The organism is Bosea vaviloviae, assembly GCF_001741865.1.
GTDB lineage: Bacteria > Pseudomonadota > Alphaproteobacteria > Rhizobiales > Beijerinckiaceae > Allobosea > Allobosea vaviloviae.
In genome coordinates this window covers 73,650-88,639 of record NZ_CP017148.1, presented here as the reverse complement: position 1 = coordinate 88,639, position 14,990 = coordinate 73,650, and the positions used below count along the sequence as shown (strand labels likewise).

Sequence of the window (14,990 nt, the reverse complement as noted above, 5' to 3'; positions counted from 1 at the left end):
TCGGCTCGACACCGCAGCTCGGTGGACCCCAGTATCAATGCCGGACCACGGCCTGCTTTAGATAGAGGAACTCGAGCAGCCTTCGGCGGCATTCGACATAGGCCGGCGTCGTGGTCATCTCCAGGCGATGACGGGGCCGCGGAATATCGACATGGAGCACCTCTCCGATCTTCGCTGCGGGACCGTTCGTCATCATGACCACACGGTCGCTCAGGAAGATGGCCTCATCGACGTCGTGAGTGACCATGACCACCGTGGACCGCGTCTGCTCTACTATCTTTATGAGTTCGTCTTGTAGACTTGCCCTCGTAAGCGCATCGAGAGCTCCGAAGGGCTCGTCCAGAAGCAGCACACGGGGCTCGATCGCCAGGGCCCGAGCGATGCCGACACGCTGCTTCATGCCCCCCGAAATTTCGTGGGGGTATTTGTTTGCCGCATGACCGAGATGGACGAGATCCAGCGCCTGGTCGACCTTTCGCCGCATTGCACTCTTGTCGAGCCGGGCGGCGAAGACCTGCGCCACTCCCAAGAGGATGTTGTCGTGACAGGTCATCCAGGGAAGCAGGGAATGGTTCTGGAACACGACGCCACGGTCGGGGCCTGGGCCGAGTATCTGCTGTCCTTCGCAACTGATCGAACCGGCCGAAGGCCGATAGAGACCGGCGATTAGATTTAGCAATGTACTTTTCCCGCAGCCGGAATGGCCGATCAGGCTGACGAACTCGCCACGCGCCACTGACAACGAGATGGTGTCCAGCGCATGGAATTTCGTGCGCTCGCCGAAAGTCATCGACACCTTGTTCAGCGACAGGAAGGTCTCCATCGGGTCACTCCTTGAAACTGAGTTTTTGACCGACCCATGCGAGGGCCTGATCGAGAACGAAGCCGATGATGCCGATGAGCCCAATGGCGACGATCATGCTGGAGAGCTGGAGGTTGTTCCACTCGTTCCAGATGAAGTACCCGATGCCGTTCTGACCGACGACCATCTCGGCTGCCACGATGACGAACCAGGCGATGCCGATCGAAATGCGCATTCCGGTCAGGATCATCGGGACCGCGGCTGGAAAGACGATCCTCAACACCTTGGTCGAGGTCTTGAGGCCGAGCACTTTCGCCACGTTCAGCCAATCCTGCCGCACGCCGGCGGCCCCGGCGGCCGTGTTGATCAGAAGCGGCCAGAGGGAGCAAATGAAGATGATGAAGATGGCCGCCGTCGCGCTGTCCTTAAGAGCGTACAGCGCCAACGGCATCCAAGCCAAAGGAGAGATTGGCTTGAGCACCTGAATGAACGGATTCAACGCCTGGTAGAGCCATGGCATCAGGCCAATGCCGAAACCCAAAGGCACGGCCACCACCACCGCCAGCGCGTACCCTAGAAAGACACGGCCAAGCGAGTAGTAGAGATGCCAGAAGATGCCGAGGTTGTTGGGATTGGAGCTGTCGAAGGCGCGACTTCCCAATTCCATGGCGCGTCGAGCGACTGCCATCGGGCCAGGAATTGAAGAGCCAGTCGTGACGCCGACGGTCTGGCCCATCAACTTGGCATACTCGGGATCGACAGCAGTTTCGCTACCGCCGATCGAGGTGAGGGCATGCCAAATGGATACGAAGGCGACGAAAATCACCAGCGACGCGACCCATGGGCGGTTCATGACACTATGCAAGCCGGACAAGGACAACTTGCCGTCAGTTCGGGCGGCGGACGGAGCGTAGATATTCGTCTGGCTCATTGGCATCGAACTCCTTGCCCAATATCCGTTCAATCCCAAATTTCGGTTCCGGAACTTCGATGCCTTGTTGCGCGAGAATCTTCTTCGCATCGACGGCAAGCATGACCGTCTGTGCCAGCCGCTTATGGTCGACATCGGCTGGGAGCATGTTCCAGCGGCTCATTTGCACGGACAGCCAGACGGCCATCGAGTATTGCGGAAACGGGTCGAACTTGATCCGGTCAGGCACGTTTCGCACCGCGCCCAGGCCGTCTGCGAAGCGTCCCCCGATGACTTGCTGGATGACGTTCGCGGGAGCGTTGATGTATTCCGGCCGGGCGAGGATCTCCGCCATGCCCGCGCGATTTTCGGGAGCCGAGGAATACAACCCCGCTTCCACCAGCGCGCGAAACACCGCAAGAAACGTGTTGGGATGCTGCCTTATCCAAGCATCGGTCGCGGTGACCGAGCAGCATGGATGGTTTTCCCAAATGTCGCGGGACAGCAAGTGAATGAAGCCGACGCCCTCGACAACCGCGCGCTGCCCACCGGGCTCGCCTCCAAAAAATCCGTCGATGTTGCCGACGCGAAGGTTTGACACGTATTCGGACGGAGGTACGACGCGGTAGACGACGTCCTTGTCCGGGTCCAGTCCTGCTTCAGCTAGGTAGTGACGCAGTTGCAGAGCCTGATGGGATTGGTCGAAGGGAACCGCGAAACGGAAGCCTTTCCAGTTTCGCGGGTCCCGATTGTCCTTGTGCTTCAAAGCCAGTACCAGCGAATTCCCATTTTGATTTAGGATCGTAAGCACCTTGGCCGGGACGAGGTTGCCACCGGCGCCGGCCGAAGTCGCAATCGCCACAGGCATGACCTGTTGGGAGACATCGAGCTCTCCATTGATCATCTTGTCCCGGATGAGGCCAATGCCAGGGGTCTTTTGAAGAGCGACGTTGAGACCGTGCTTCTCAAAGATGCCCTTCTCCTTGGCCATCACCAGCGGTGTGGCACAGGTGATGGCGAGAAAGCCGACGTTGATCTCTTTCTTCTCGAGGGGGGCTCGCTCCTGGGCCAACGCCCTCAAGGTGCCCAACGGGAGGATGTCTCCCATGGCTGCGAGCAACGTGGCGGCCCCCACACTGCGCAGCAGCTGGCGCCGCGTTCGCAAATCACGAAACACGGACGCGATAAGGATTTCGTCGGTTGCCGAGACAAGGTCTTGTTCGACGGATCCCTTACAATCCTCCGCCGCAAGGTGGCCGTCGTGCGAATGACCGCACGCGCACATGGCACGGCGATAGCGGTTGAATTCTCCCGGCTCCATATCGGCGCTCCACTTTTTTATTCCCGCCGTCAGTATGGAGGCCGACTGAACTTGGGGCATTAGGCTTTCTCGCAACTTACCCTGCAAAAAGGTCCTCCGGCTGCCGACGTAGGCTGCAGCCGGAGCCAGGGGCAGCCGTCGTTTGGGGTAACCAAGTGCCTGCCCGGCCGTCCCGGGTTGAAATCGGACCTGGCTAAGCGGGGGCTCGGCCCGCCTCGTCCATCCGGGCCGAGACCTTCGGTCGATCTTCCCGCCAAGACTGGGGCGGGCCGTCCTCCCCAGCACGACCGCGCGTGGTCGCGGAGTTGCACGCGCACAGTGTGGTCCGGTTGCCCTCATGAACGGACCTATTAATCCCTAGCTAGCGCAAGCAAGGGTGCAAAAGCCCCTGTTTTTGCTGGGGCCGTAGCGCGGACAAGCCGGGCTATGGTTCCGGCGAACTCGTCTCGTCATATCCGCTCCTGTTCACGGCAATCATGCCGCGTTCAGCCGAAAATCCACCTACGCCCGATGTCCAGATTTCCCGAGTCAGCTCTCTGTTCAGCCATTGGCATGCGAAGGTTGAACGCAAACTCCGCAGCTGCCTCCAAAATCATCTCAAGGGCTACCGACGACGGATCTCGGTCGCGCTGAGCCACCGTGATATCGCGCCAGCGCCCCGCGGCGCGCTTTGCCTCCCGGGCCAGGAACGACCGCTTCCCGGCTTCGTCAGCAATCTTTGCTCGCAACCTGGCCTCGACAGAAAGGAGCCGCTAAAGGGCGGCACCGTCGGGCTCGAAGGATTCCGTAACGGTCGCGTTATCTGGGAATTCCCTCGTTCGATTGGTCGTCGTTATCTTGAGCCGTCGGACATCGAGATGTGACAGGAGCGGCGCCAGAAGGTAAGCGGATTCGGATGACGCCATCACGTCCAGCAGGACGGTGGCGACGTCATCATCGCTCCGTTTTCCAAAAGGATGCTCCGGGCCCAGCCACATTCATAACGCTTCGGCAGACAGGGGGGCGGACGCGTTCCACAGTTCCAACGGCGCAGGCGGCGCGGGAGCCACAAGATCGAGATGCGGAAACCAGAAAGCAGCGTCCTTCGACAGGGTTCCGTAAGCCGCGGCCAGGGAGGCGATCTGATCGGCGGAGGCCTTTTCAGCCACCCCGCTGCACAATGCCTAGCCGATCAACATCGCAATCGGGCGCTTCTCTGTCAGGCCAATCGTGAGCATCCTGTACCAATCGAGCGCGATGGAATGGTTTGTTCGATCGACAGCTCCAGAGGAATGAGATGCGCGTCGTAGGATCGAGCGCGGACCATTGCTTGCTCCGAGCCGCTGCGGCCGCGAGGTGCCGCAACACGGCGACAAAAAATGCAGCCTGCTCGCTGGCCGACTGGAGCAGCGTGGCTATGCCGGCATCGATCCGAGGGCGATCAGCGTCGGCAGCAGCCAAAGCTCGGAGGTCAAGAAGTGCTATATGAGGCGAGATGCGATCGACAGACGCTCGCTCGCTTGTCAGCAGTTGCATGCCGCGTTTGACCAGCCATTCACTGGCAATTGCAACGGCAAGCCGGCGACCCGATACGCGACCTCATCGGGGGCAGGTCTTCTCGAAGACCAGAAAAATGGACTCGGCAGGCCTGAACTCTGGGTAGGTCGGCGCGCGGAGATAGGTTGCTACAGCTTCGACGCTCGGGAGACTGAAATCTTTCAGCCCGACCACGTTACGGAATCGAGAGGCTTCACCCATTCGCCGCAGTTTTTGATGCAGATTGTGGTTTGCCAGCCGCTGGAACCCGTCAAATCGGGAGACTGGATTTTCGAGGTCCCAGTGTCGTAGCCAGTTCCTCACGGCTGACGCATGGGCCTCAGGAGATCCGCCTCGTCCTCTGGCGGCACTTCCCGCTTCTTGCGTCGAGGATGGGCAAGCTTCCGGCCACGCAGCCGCTGGCGAAGCGCAATGAGATTTTCAACGAGCCCGGGAAGGGAATGAAGTTCAAGCGGAACGACGCAGCGCGTCGTAGTGTGCCACCTTAAGATTTCAAGCGGGAAATCGATCAAGCGATACTAACATGCCTGCTTTCACCCGGTCCATGGCAACCAAAGTCCGGAATTTCTTCACGTTGGAGTTTCCGAAAAAAAGCTCTCTCGTAAGATCTTCGTAAGCTTCCATTGAATGCACTAGCATTACCAGGACAAAATCGACGTCACCGGTCACATAATAGCATTGCTGTACGTTAGGACATTCGAGAAAGTGCTTCTTCGCCTCGTCTATATCACGTGCGGTCTCGCTCAGAAGCTCCACTTCCACAAAAAGCGTAATTGCTTGCCCGACAAGAGCGTGATTGACGACGGCTACATTGCTAGTGATCACGTCCATTTCTTGCATTTTTTTGATGCGTCGCTGAACGGCTGGAGCCGAAAGGTTCACGCGCTCGCCAATCACACGCTGGGGCGTTGTATTATCCTTCTGCAGAATTGCGAGGATTGCGCGATCGAAGCGGTCGAGGGCAGGGGGCATGGGGTTTACAAAATTGCGAGAACGCACGGGAATTAGAGCGCCTTTTTCGAGTTGATTGCAATAGCGTTGACCTCAATGGGGAAAACCCCGCCGTTTGTCGAGAGGGCGGACTCGTAGCCATGGATACTTCCATTGATCAGCACGCTTTGACCGAGGAAATGAAGGCGGTGCGCCGCGATTTCCACGCTAACCCTGAGTTCGGGTTCGAAGAGAGGCGAACTTCCAGTATCGTCGCAGCAAAGCTATGCGAGTTTGGGTTCGATGACGTCGCAGAAGGCGTCGGCAAAACTGGAGTTGTGGGAACCCTCAAGCGAGGCACGTCAAATCGAGCAATCGCTCTTGTCGCCTTATCGTATGGGGTCAACATTGAGGTGAGCTACACGCGCGAGTTCGTTCCAGTCCTCAACGACGAAGAGCTCACGCGCGAGCTGCTAACGGCGGACGGCGATGCCTTGGGTTCCGAGAATGCGGGGCAGGCCAAAGCGCCTAGCACCGGAACTGAGGATTTCGCTCGCTTCCTCGACTATGTCCCCGGCTCGTTCGCCTGGATCGGTAACGGCGAACGCGCGCCCTTGCATAATCCTCGCTACGACTTCGACCACGACGGGCTGTTGCACGGCGCCCGTGTGCACGCGTCAATCGTCAGAAGACGGTTGCACGTTTAGTAGCTCCCTCGCCTCACTACTGGTCACTCTATGGGGCTGCCTCTGCGAAGTCATGCTTCGAGAAATGCAGACTTAACGGCAAAGCAGGCTATAGGCGCGCGAGGACAAATCCGCCCTGCGATCCAATAATTCGCAAATGGATTGGCACGGCGCGGGGTACCCAGCAGCCGGTACACCAGTGCGACCAATATCACGGCCCAACTGAGAACCAGTGATGGCCAGCACGGCCGCAAAAATAACTGGAGGTAGATTTGTCTAATCCACAGCAAGAGCGTGCTAAAGCCTCACTATTCTATGACCCGAAGATCCGGGGCTACGTCTATCAAGCCGCCTTGGTGGCGGTCGTCGTCTTCCTGATCTGGTCGGCGGCATCGAACGCGATCGAGAACCTGCGCGCGCAGAAGATCGCTTCCGGCTTCGGCTTCTGGCACAACGCCGCCGGCTTCGACATCAACCAGAAGCTCATCCCGTTCTCCGCCTCGGGCGGCTCGACCTATGGCGACGCATTTATCGTCGGTCTGCTGAACACGCTGCTCGTCGCCGGGCTCGGCATCGTGCTGGCGACCTTCCTCGGCTTCTTCGTCGGCGTCGCCCGATTGTCGAACAACTGGGTCATCTCGAAGCTCGCGATGATCTATGTCGAGGTTATCCGCAACATCCCGCTGCTGCTGCAGCTGTTCTTCTGGTACAACGCGGTGCTGAAGCCGCTGCCCAATCCGCGCGATTCGATCAAGCTGCCGACCGGCGCCCTGCTCAATAACCGCGGGCTCTATGTGCCTGATCCCCAGCTCGGCCCCGGCGGCTCGCTCATCGTCTGGACCTTCCTGATCGGCATCGTCGCTTCGATCATCTTCCGCGCTTGGGCCCGCAAGCAGCAGGAGGCGACCGGCAAGCAGTATCCGATCGGCCTGGTTGCCCTTGGCTTGATCATCGTCCTGCCGCTGCTGGTCTATTTCGCCACCGGCCGGCCGGTCTCCTTCATCTATCCCGAGCTCGCCGGCTTCAACCTGCGCGGCGGCATCCAGATTTTCCCTGAATTCGTCGCGCTGCTGGTCGGCCTGACGACCTACACGGCCGGCTTCATCGCCGAGGTCGTGCGCGCCGGCATCCTCGCGGTTTCGAGGGGGCAGAGCGAAGCTGCGCATGCGCTGGGCCTGCGCAGCGGTCCGACTTTGAAGCTCGTCATCATCCCGCAGGCCATGCGGGTGATCATCCCGCCCCTGACCTCGAACTATCTCAACCTGACCAAGAACTCCTCGCTGGCGGTTGCGATCGGCTATCCCGACCTGGTCCAGGTCTTCACCGGCACGGTGCTGAACCAGACCGGCCAGGCGGTCGAGGTCGTCGCCATCACCATGGCGGTCTATCTGACGATCTCGCTGGTGACCTCGCTCTTCATGAATATCTACAACAAGCGCATGGCGCTGGTGGAACGGTGAGGGCTGCGCGATGACCGACGCAACAAGCGAGAACGCGCCCTATGCCTTCGTCCGCACGGAGACGCTCCAGCAGGAGTCGGCGCCGCTTTCCGTCGCCGGCCCCCTGGCCTGGATCAGGGGGAACCTGTTCTCGAGTCCGCTCAACGCGATCCTGACGCTGCTCTGCGTCTGGCTGGTGATCGACACGGTTCCGGGGATGGTCCGCTTCTACATCCTCGATGCGGTCTGGTCCGGCACGAACCGCGACGCCTGCCTCGCCGACAAGGTCGGACGTCCGGTCGGCGCCTGCTGGGCCTATATCGCGGATCGCACCCAGTACTTCATCTACGGCTCCTATCCGGTGGCGGAGCGCTGGCGCGTCAACATCGTCTTCGTGATGTTCGCGCTCGGCGTGGTCTGGCTGCTCTGGAACAAGATGCCGCTGAAGAAGGTCGGTCTCTTCTTCTTCTTCGTCATCCTGCCGGCTAGCGCCTTCATCCTGCTGCTCGGCGGCCCGCGCGCGGAGAGCTTCCTGCGCTTCCTGATCATCGTCACCTTCGCCCTGGCGGTGCTCCATCTGGTGCTCTCGTTTGTGCCGGGGCTGATGAAGTATTGGGTCGGCGAAGGGCAGCTCGCGGTCGAGGAGGCGATGCCGGCCTGGAAGCGCTTCTACCGGCCCAAGCGCCTGATCCTGCTGTCGCTGGTCGTCTTCGGCCTGATCGCGGTCCTGGCTGACTCGATCGGCCTGCCGCGTGTCGACACCGGCCTTTGGGGCGGCATGACGGTGACCTTCCTGATCGCGGCGGTCGGCATCGTCTTCTCGCTGCCGCTCGGCGTCATCCTGGCGCTGGGACGGCGCTCGAAGCTGCCGATCATCCAGCTGCTCTCGGTGATCTTCATCGAGTTCGTGCGCGGCGTGCCGCTCATCACCGTGCTGTTCATGGCCAACACCATGCTGCCGCTGTTCGTGCCGCAGGAGTATTCGCCCGACCGCCTGCTGCGCCCGCTGATCGGCGTCGCGCTGTTCGCCGCCGCCTATATGGCGGAGGTGATCCGCGGCGGCCTGCAGGCGATGCCGAAAGGCCAGTACGAGGGCGCGATGTCGCTCGGCCTGGGCTACTGGCAGATGATGCGGCTGATCATCCTGCCGCAGGCGCTGCGCATCGTGATACCCGGAATCGTCAACACTTTTATCGGGCTGTTCAAGGACACGACGCTGGTCACCATCGTCGGCATCTTCGACTTCCTGCGGACCATCGAGGCGACCCTGGTCGATCCGACCTGGGCGACGCCGACCACCCGCGCGACGGGCTACGCCTTCGCCGCGATCTTCTATTTCCTGTGCTGCTGGGGCATGTCGCGCTACTCGATCTCCGTCGAGAAGCGTCTCGCCGCCGGCCAAAGACGTTGAGAGGAACCAGGCTCATGGCAATGGCAGAAACCAAGACCGCGTCCCGCCCTGCGGCGCTGAAGTCGACATCGCTGAACACCGACACCGCGGTCGAGATGATCGGCGTCAACAAGTGGTATGGCGAGTTCCATGTGCTGCGCGACATCAACCTGAAAGTCTCGCGCGGCGAGAAGTTGGTGATCTGCGGGCCCTCGGGCTCGGGCAAGTCAACGATGATCCGCTGCATCAACCGTCTGGAAGAGCACCAGAAGGGCACGATCATCGTCGACGGCACCGAACTCACCAACGACCTCAAGAAGATCGACGAGATCCGCCGCGATGTCGGCATGGTCTTCCAGCACTTCAACCTGTTCCCGCATCTGACGATCCTGGAGAACCTGACGCTCGCACCGATCTGGGTCCGCAAGATGCCCAAGAAGGATGCCGAGGAGATCGGCATGCACTACCTCAAGCGCGTCAAGATCCCCGAGCAGGCGGCGAAGTATCCCGGCCAGCTCTCCGGCGGACAGCAGCAGCGCGTGGCGATCGCGCGCTCGCTCTGCATGAGCCCGAAGATCATGCTGTTCGACGAGCCGACCTCGGCCCTCGATCCCGAGATGGTCAAGGAGGTGCTCGACACCATGGTCTCGCTCGCCGACGAGGGCATGACCATGCTCTGCGTCACCCACGAGATGGGCTTTGCCCGCCAGGTCGCCGACCGGGTGATCTTCATGGACGCGGGCCAGATCGTCGAGATGAACGAGCCCAACGCCTTCTTCAAGAACCCGCAGCACGAGCGCACGAAGCTCTTCCTGAGCCAGATTTTGCACTGAGGGCGAGGGCACGGATTATTCCCGGAACACTGGGATATAGTGGCGAAGCGGGAGTGCCCCTCGATGGTTGATCCCGATCTTTAGTCGCGGGGTCGACTTACGACCATCATAGGACCGCCCCCATAAGCTGCTCGGCGGAAAGGAATACTGTGCCGCTAGGATTTAATAAAGCGACCCTGAGAACCCGGGGCGTAACTATTATATAATATTGAAATGTAAAATTCGCTCTCTCCGTCAGCGTTCGTTGAGGAATTGTTTCGAATCGAACCCCAAATTCAAGCGCAAAAATCGTACTCGATCTCATAATCTGATTCATCCGACGGCGAATTTTGAGCCTCGCAAGTACAATTGCGGGCTATGATCTCCGCCTCGAGGATATATCTCCCGATTGCACCATGGTCCGTGTTTGCGCCGGGTATAGCGTTGGCCGCCATGGTGCTGGCGGGGAACCTGCTTGGTGACGGCATCCGTATTGCCGTAGATCCGAAAAGCAAGCGGCGCTGAAAATGGCCATAGCAACGGGACAGCGAAGGGCGCCTGGTTGGATAGTAACCACGCCGCGTTGCCACCGAGCAACGCTTTGACCGGCGGGGGAGGATCGTCGGGCGTTGCCCCGTGTTCGGCGTGAACGCGCGTTTCCCCCTCCTTGCCGTTAAGGTGTAAGCGTCTCTCTGCCGCATTCGCGATGTGGACCGGGTAGGAATGATTGGTCGTGGAACCAAAATTCATCGTGGCGGCGTTCTGAGATAATTTGATGCGCTGCTTGGCCTGAAAAAGAGCGCAACGCTCGGGCTGCGCGTCCTATCTTTAAAGCAACAAAGATCAAAGATCCTGGGTTGCACCCTTGGTCTAGAAGAACACTTACGCAATTTGCTCGCGTGGCTGGTTGCGTTTCTGGTCACTTGCCGAGCCGGACGTTGGAATTCGCGACGTCGCCTTCGGGAGGCAACTTTTGGCGATGCTAAAACAATCACTAAACAGACTGGGGAAATGAATGTTCAAGGCACTTGCGGGTCTGGCAGCCGTGTCCTGCTTGGTTTTTGCTGGCGATCTTCAGGCGGGGACACTTGAAAATGTGAAGGCCCGTGGGCAGCTCAAATGCAGCTCGACGGTGGGGACGCCCGGATTCAGCATTGCTGACGCCAATGGCCGCCACACGGGGCTCGAAATCGATTTCTGCCGAGCAATTGCTACCGCGATCTTCGGCGATCCCGAGAAGGTGATGATCGTCCCTCTCTTGCCCGCGGTTCGCTTCACCGCGCTCCAATCGGGCGAGGTGGACGTCCTTTTCGGGACGACCACGTGGACGCTCGGTCGTGAGACGACAAACGGCAGTCTCTTTGCCACCGTCACGTATTATGATGGCCAGGGCATCATGGTCCGTAGCGGCGTCATCAACAGCCCCAAGGAATTGAATGGGGCGACCGTCTGCACGAACCAGGGTTCGACGACAGAGCTCAACCTGACGGACTTTTTCAGGACAAACGGCCTGAAGAACGAGATCGTTGCGTATTCCACGCAGGAAGAGGCTCTGCAGGCCTACGTATCCGGTCGATGCGACGCCTTTAGCACGGATAAGTCGGTTCTCTACGCTTTCCGTTCGAAGCTTCCCGATCCCGAAAAGCACGCTGTCCTCCAGGAGACGCTGTCGAAAGAGCCTCTCGCGGCGTCCGTCCGCCAAGGAGATGATCCCTGGTACAACGTCGTGAAGTGGTCCTCATATGTGCTGCACGCCGCGGAAGAGGCCGGTCTGAATTCCAAGAACGTGGACAGTGTTGCCTCGTCGACAAACGATCCCAACATCCTGCGGCTGCTCGGAAAGGAAGGGAAAATTGGCGCGTCGATGGGGCTCTCCAATCAGTGGGCCTACAATATCATCAAGAAGGTCGGGGCGTACGACGAGATCTTTGAACGCAATATCGGCAAGGACAGCCCCCTCAAGATCGATCGCGGTCTGAACGCGTCGTGGAAAAAGGGCGGCCTCCACTACGCTCCGCCGATCCGCTGAGAATGATGGCCGCGATGCTGGGTTGCATCGCGGCTCGTCTTCTTAAAGGTTCGCGCTCTTCTAATGGCCGGACCAACTCCAGCTTCCGAGTTTCGATACTCACGCTAGAAATGTGCTTAGAGGGGCTCAACGAGACACTCTCCTGCTGGTGCGACGGCGGTTCCACACGTGCCCAGTTGACGGGAGGTACGCATCCGGCGTGGGCCGCCTTGCGCTGAGTGACGCAAATCGTTGAGCACTGTGAGTATGGACAGCCATACTGACAGTGTCTTGGGCGGCCTCGACGTGGTGGAGACTGGGCGTCGTCGCCGCTGGAGCGAGGGCGAGAAGGAGCGGATCGTGCTGGAGAGCATGGCCGGTCCGCGCCAGATCTCCGCGACGGCGCGGCGGCATGGGATCGCGCGCTCGCAATTGCTGGCTTGGCGGCGGGCGCTGTTCGTCGAGCCCAGCGCTGCACCTTCAGGCTTTGTCCCGATGATGGTGACGTCCGAGACCGACCGGCGTGAAGACGCCCGGAGGATGGGCGCGGGAGCGCCGCCGGCCTTGGCGGTCGCCGCGCCGACGCCGGGGCGGGTCGAGATCGTGCTGCGCTGCGGTCGGCGCATCATAGTCGAGGGCGCGGTTGGATGCCGATACGGTGTTGACCCTCGCGCGCGGCCTTGAGGCGCTCAGGTGATCCCGGTTCCGGTTGGCGTGAAGATGTGGCTCGCGACCGGCCACACGGACATGCGGAAGCGGTTTGCCTCCCTGGCGTTGGTGGCGCAGGAGGTCTTGAAGCGTGATCCGCTGGGAGGCCACATCTTATGCTTCCGCGGGCGTCGCGGCGATCTTTTGAAGGTGATCTGGCACGACGGGCAGGCGGCGAGCCTCTACGTGCGGCGACTGGAGAAGGGCCGCTTTCTGTGGCCGTCGCCGGCCGACGGCGTCATCGCGATCACGCCCGCGCAGATGGGTTACCTGCTCTCCGGCATCGACTGGCGCAATCCGGTGGAGACCTGGCGTCCGACTGCGATCGGATAGAGCTTTGCGCCTTGTTTTTGCTCTCGGATGTGATTCCCTGTCCTTGTGAACGCGCCCGCTGAATCGCCCCTGCCAACGTCACTGCCGACCGATTTGGCGGCGGCGCATGCGATGATTCTGGCGGAGCGCCAGGCGAGGATCGAGGCGCAATCCGAGGCTCTTGCGGCGAAGGCTGCAGCGTCATCGACCGAGGTGACGATCGCGCATCTGAAGCTGATGATCGAGACGCTCAAGCGCGAGCTCTATGGTCAGCGCTCCGAGCGTACCGGGCGCCTCATCGACCAGATGGAGCTTCAGCTCGAAGAACTCGAAGCGAAGGCAACCGAGGACGAACTCGCGGCGGAGGCGATGTCGCGCCAGGCGTCACTGCCTGCACGGCTCCGCGGTCGCCCTGTCCGCAAGCCCTTCCCGCAGCATCTGCCGCGCGAGCGGGTCGTGATCGCAGCGCCGACGTCATGCCCGTGCTGTGGCTCGATGAAGCTATCGAAGCTGGGTGAGGACGTCACCGAGACCCTGGAGGTGATCCCGCGCCAGTGGAAGGTGATCCAGACGGTGGGGGAGAAGTTCACCTGCCGCGAGTGTGAGGCAATCACGCAGCCGCCGGCGCCCTTCCATGTGACGCCGCGCGGCTTTGTGGGGCCGAACCTGCTGGCCATGGTGCTGTTCGAGAAGTTCGGTCAGCACCAGCCACTCAACCGCCAGAGCGAGCGCTACGGCCGCGAGGGCATCGACCTCTCGGTCTCGACGCTCGCCGACCAGGTCGGCGCGGCGACTGTGGCGCTTGCGCCGTTGCATGAGTTGATCGCCCGGCACGTCATGGCGGCTGAGAGGCTGCACGCCGACGATACGACGGTGCCGATCCTGGCCAAGGGCAAGACCGACACCGGCCGGATCTGGACCTATGTGCGCGACGACAGGCCCTTCGACGGTGCCGATCCGCCGGCGGCGCTTTACTTCGCCTCGCGCGACCGGCGGCAAGAGCATCCGGACGCGCACCTTGCGGCTTGGCGCGGCGTCCTGCAGGCCGACGCCTATGGCGGATACAACGGGCTGTATGATCCCGCGCGTCCGGGCGGGCCGGTCAGATCGGCGCTTTGCTGGTCCCATGCTCGTCGCGGCTTCTTCGAGCTCGCCGACATTGCCGCGAGCGCACGGCGCGGGCCCGGCACCGCGCCCGTGTCGCCGATCGCTCTGGAAGCGGTGAAACGCATCGACGCGCTCTTTGCCATCGAGCGCGAGATCAACGGTCTGAGCGCCGACGAGCGCCGCCAGGTCCGGCAGGAGCGCAGTCGCCCGCTCGTCGACGACCTGCGCGTCTGGCTCGGCGAGCAGCGCGTCAAGCTCTCGCGCTCGGCGACCGTCGCCAAGCCGATCGACTACATGCTCAGGCGCTGGGACAGCTTTGCCTCGTTCCTCGACGACGGGCGGGCCTGCCTGTCGAACAATGCCGCCGAGCGAGCGCTCAGAGGTTTTGCCCTTGGTCGAAAAGCGTGGCTGTTTGCGGGCTCCGACCGCGGCGCCAAGCGTGCCGCCACCATGGCGACGCTGATCCAGACCGCAAAGCTCAACGACATAGACCCGCAGGCCTGGCTCGCTGACGTGCTGGCTCGCGTAGCCGAGTATCCGGTCCATCGGCTTGACGAACTGCTGCCTTGGAACTGGCGCGCGAAATCGATCATCGCAATCGCGGCCTGACGATGCAGGTCAACAAGGTTCACTCCGTCCGGACCTTGGCGCTCGTCGCAAAGGATCTCGGTGAGGACGTGGACTGGCTCGCCGATATCGCCATCGACATGGAGCCCGAAGACGGGTTGATCTGGGTCTACGATCCGGAGCACACGGACGGAACCATGGCCTTCTCCCAGTTCGGCATCGAAAGCCTCTGCAACCTCATCGAAATCCACCGCAGCACGACAAAATAGGCCCGCCGTGGCCCACGCCGGATGCTTACGCCCATGCTGTGATCCGCCTGGTTCTCGAGAAAGCCAGTGAGCGCCTGGGCCGAGCCGTTGATGTCTCCGAGCTCCAGTCGGCCGACGTTCGAGCTGTTGCCGAAGAACTGGCGTTCGCCTGCGCTACGGACGGCAATCATCGCCGTTCAGTTGGGTGAGCAAC

General features: G+C 61.1%; 14 protein-coding genes and 1 pseudogene. 11 read left to right on the top strand and 4 right to left on the bottom strand.

The features are described 5' to 3' along the window. Nucleotides 1-34: 34 nt before the first annotated feature. The 3 genes from BHK69_RS30000 to BHK69_RS29990 are packed head-to-tail and all read right to left on the bottom strand — an operon-like array spanning nucleotide 35 to nucleotide 3,093. On the bottom strand, nucleotides 35-823 hold the full coding sequence (locus BHK69_RS30000) for an ABC transporter ATP-binding protein (protein WP_069694144.1): 789 nt from the start codon (nucleotides 821-823) through the stop codon (nucleotides 35-37). A 4-nt stretch (nucleotides 824-827) separates the two neighbouring features. Continuing rightward, nucleotides 828-1,655 (bottom strand): ABC transporter permease, encoded by an 828-nt coding sequence (locus BHK69_RS29995; RefSeq protein WP_069694143.1) that lies wholly within the window; start codon nucleotides 1,653-1,655, stop codon nucleotides 828-830. 34 nt (nucleotides 1,656-1,689) lie between these two features. Continuing rightward, nucleotides 1,690-3,093 carry a CmpA/NrtA family ABC transporter substrate-binding protein gene (locus tag BHK69_RS29990; RefSeq protein WP_244548593.1) on the bottom strand — a complete coding sequence of 468 codons (1,404 nt, stop codon included), beginning with the start codon at nucleotides 3,091-3,093 and terminating at the stop codon, nucleotides 1,690-1,692. Between the two features lie 1,245 nt (nucleotides 3,094-4,338). Between BHK69_RS29990 and BHK69_RS29970 the strand changes: the two genes are divergently transcribed. After that, entirely contained in the window at nucleotides 4,339-4,860 is a 522-nt protein-coding gene (locus tag BHK69_RS29970; protein ID WP_069694139.1) for a hypothetical protein, read from the top strand. Nucleotides 4,861-5,061: 201 nt separating this feature from the next. Here the strand turns inward: BHK69_RS29970 and BHK69_RS29965 are convergent, their stop codons facing one another. Further along, on the bottom strand, nucleotides 5,062-5,541 hold the full coding sequence (locus BHK69_RS29965; protein ID WP_069694138.1) for an Lrp/AsnC family transcriptional regulator: 480 nt from the start codon (nucleotides 5,539-5,541) through the stop codon (nucleotides 5,062-5,064). A gap of 119 nt (nucleotides 5,542-5,660) precedes the next feature. Here BHK69_RS29965 and BHK69_RS29960 point away from each other — a divergent pair, with 119 nt between their 5' ends. From BHK69_RS29960 to BHK69_RS33325, 10 genes and pseudogenes are all read left to right on the top strand, one after another. Further along, nucleotides 5,661-6,206, top strand: a complete 546-nt coding sequence (locus BHK69_RS29960) for a M20/M25/M40 family metallo-hydrolase (RefSeq protein ID WP_069694137.1) — start codon at nucleotides 5,661-5,663, stop codon at nucleotides 6,204-6,206. A gap of 251 nt (nucleotides 6,207-6,457) precedes the next feature. Further along, entirely contained in the window at nucleotides 6,458-7,645 is a 1,188-nt protein-coding gene (locus BHK69_RS29955) for an amino acid ABC transporter permease (RefSeq protein WP_244548592.1), read from the top strand. A gap of 10 nt (nucleotides 7,646-7,655) precedes the next feature. Then, complete coding sequence (locus BHK69_RS29950; protein ID WP_069694135.1) at nucleotides 7,656-9,035, top strand: amino acid ABC transporter permease; 1,380 nt, start codon at nucleotides 7,656-7,658, stop codon at nucleotides 9,033-9,035. Nucleotides 9,036-9,055: 20 nt separating this feature from the next. Then, a complete protein-coding gene (locus BHK69_RS29945) occupies nucleotides 9,056-9,847 on the top strand; it encodes an amino acid ABC transporter ATP-binding protein (RefSeq protein WP_069694134.1) in 792 nt (263 codons plus the stop codon). 994 nt (nucleotides 9,848-10,841) lie between these two features. Beyond that, entirely contained in the window at nucleotides 10,842-11,855 is a 1,014-nt protein-coding gene (locus tag BHK69_RS29940) for an amino acid ABC transporter substrate-binding protein (protein WP_069694133.1), read from the top strand. 270 nt (nucleotides 11,856-12,125) lie between these two features. Next, nucleotides 12,126-12,518 (top strand): IS66-like element accessory protein TnpA, encoded by a 393-nt coding sequence (gene tnpA / locus BHK69_RS29935; protein WP_244548591.1) that lies wholly within the window; start codon nucleotides 12,126-12,128, stop codon nucleotides 12,516-12,518. Nucleotides 12,519-12,527: 9 nt separating this feature from the next. Continuing rightward, on the top strand, nucleotides 12,528-12,875 hold the full coding sequence (gene tnpB, locus BHK69_RS29930) for an IS66 family insertion sequence element accessory protein TnpB (protein WP_069694131.1): 348 nt from the start codon (nucleotides 12,528-12,530) through the stop codon (nucleotides 12,873-12,875). 111 nt (nucleotides 12,876-12,986) lie between these two features. Then, nucleotides 12,987-14,570, top strand: a complete 1,584-nt coding sequence (gene tnpC / locus BHK69_RS29925; RefSeq protein ID WP_069694342.1) for an IS66 family transposase — start codon at nucleotides 12,987-12,989, stop codon at nucleotides 14,568-14,570. Then, nucleotides 14,528-14,797 carry a hypothetical protein gene (locus BHK69_RS29920; protein WP_425285589.1) on the top strand — a complete coding sequence of 90 codons (270 nt, stop codon included), beginning with the start codon at nucleotides 14,528-14,530 and terminating at the stop codon, nucleotides 14,795-14,797. The genes tnpC and BHK69_RS29920 overlap by 43 nt, the downstream gene beginning before the upstream one ends. 29 nt (nucleotides 14,798-14,826) lie before the next feature. Beyond that, nucleotides 14,827-14,979: pseudogene (locus BHK69_RS33325) on the top strand (diaminopropionate ammonia-lyase); the annotation flags it as partial. Nucleotides 14,980-14,990: the final 11 nt, after the last annotated feature.

Coding starts and splice junctions, on each gene's coding strand:
- tnpC (WP_069694342.1), top strand. CDS start 12,987: ATGATTCTGGCGGAGCGCCAGGCGAGGATCGAGGCGCAATCCGAGGCT.
- BHK69_RS29995 (WP_069694143.1), bottom strand. CDS start 1,655: ATGAACCGCCCATGGGTCGCGTCGCTGGTGATTTTCGTCGCCTTCGTA.
- BHK69_RS30000 (WP_069694144.1), bottom strand. CDS start 823: ATGGAGACCTTCCTGTCGCTGAACAAGGTGTCGATGACTTTCGGCGAG.
- BHK69_RS29950 (WP_069694135.1), top strand. CDS start 7,656: ATGACCGACGCAACAAGCGAGAACGCGCCCTATGCCTTCGTCCGCACG.
- BHK69_RS29965 (WP_069694138.1), bottom strand. CDS start 5,541: ATGCCCCCTGCCCTCGACCGCTTCGATCGCGCAATCCTCGCAATTCTG.
- BHK69_RS29960 (WP_069694137.1), top strand. CDS start 5,661: ATGGATACTTCCATTGATCAGCACGCTTTGACCGAGGAAATGAAGGCG.
- BHK69_RS29940 (WP_069694133.1), top strand. CDS start 10,842: ATGTTCAAGGCACTTGCGGGTCTGGCAGCCGTGTCCTGCTTGGTTTTT.
- BHK69_RS29990 (WP_244548593.1), bottom strand. CDS start 3,093: ATGCCCCAAGTTCAGTCGGCCTCCATACTGACGGCGGGAATAAAAAAG.
- BHK69_RS29945 (WP_069694134.1), top strand. CDS start 9,056: ATGGCAGAAACCAAGACCGCGTCCCGCCCTGCGGCGCTGAAGTCGACA.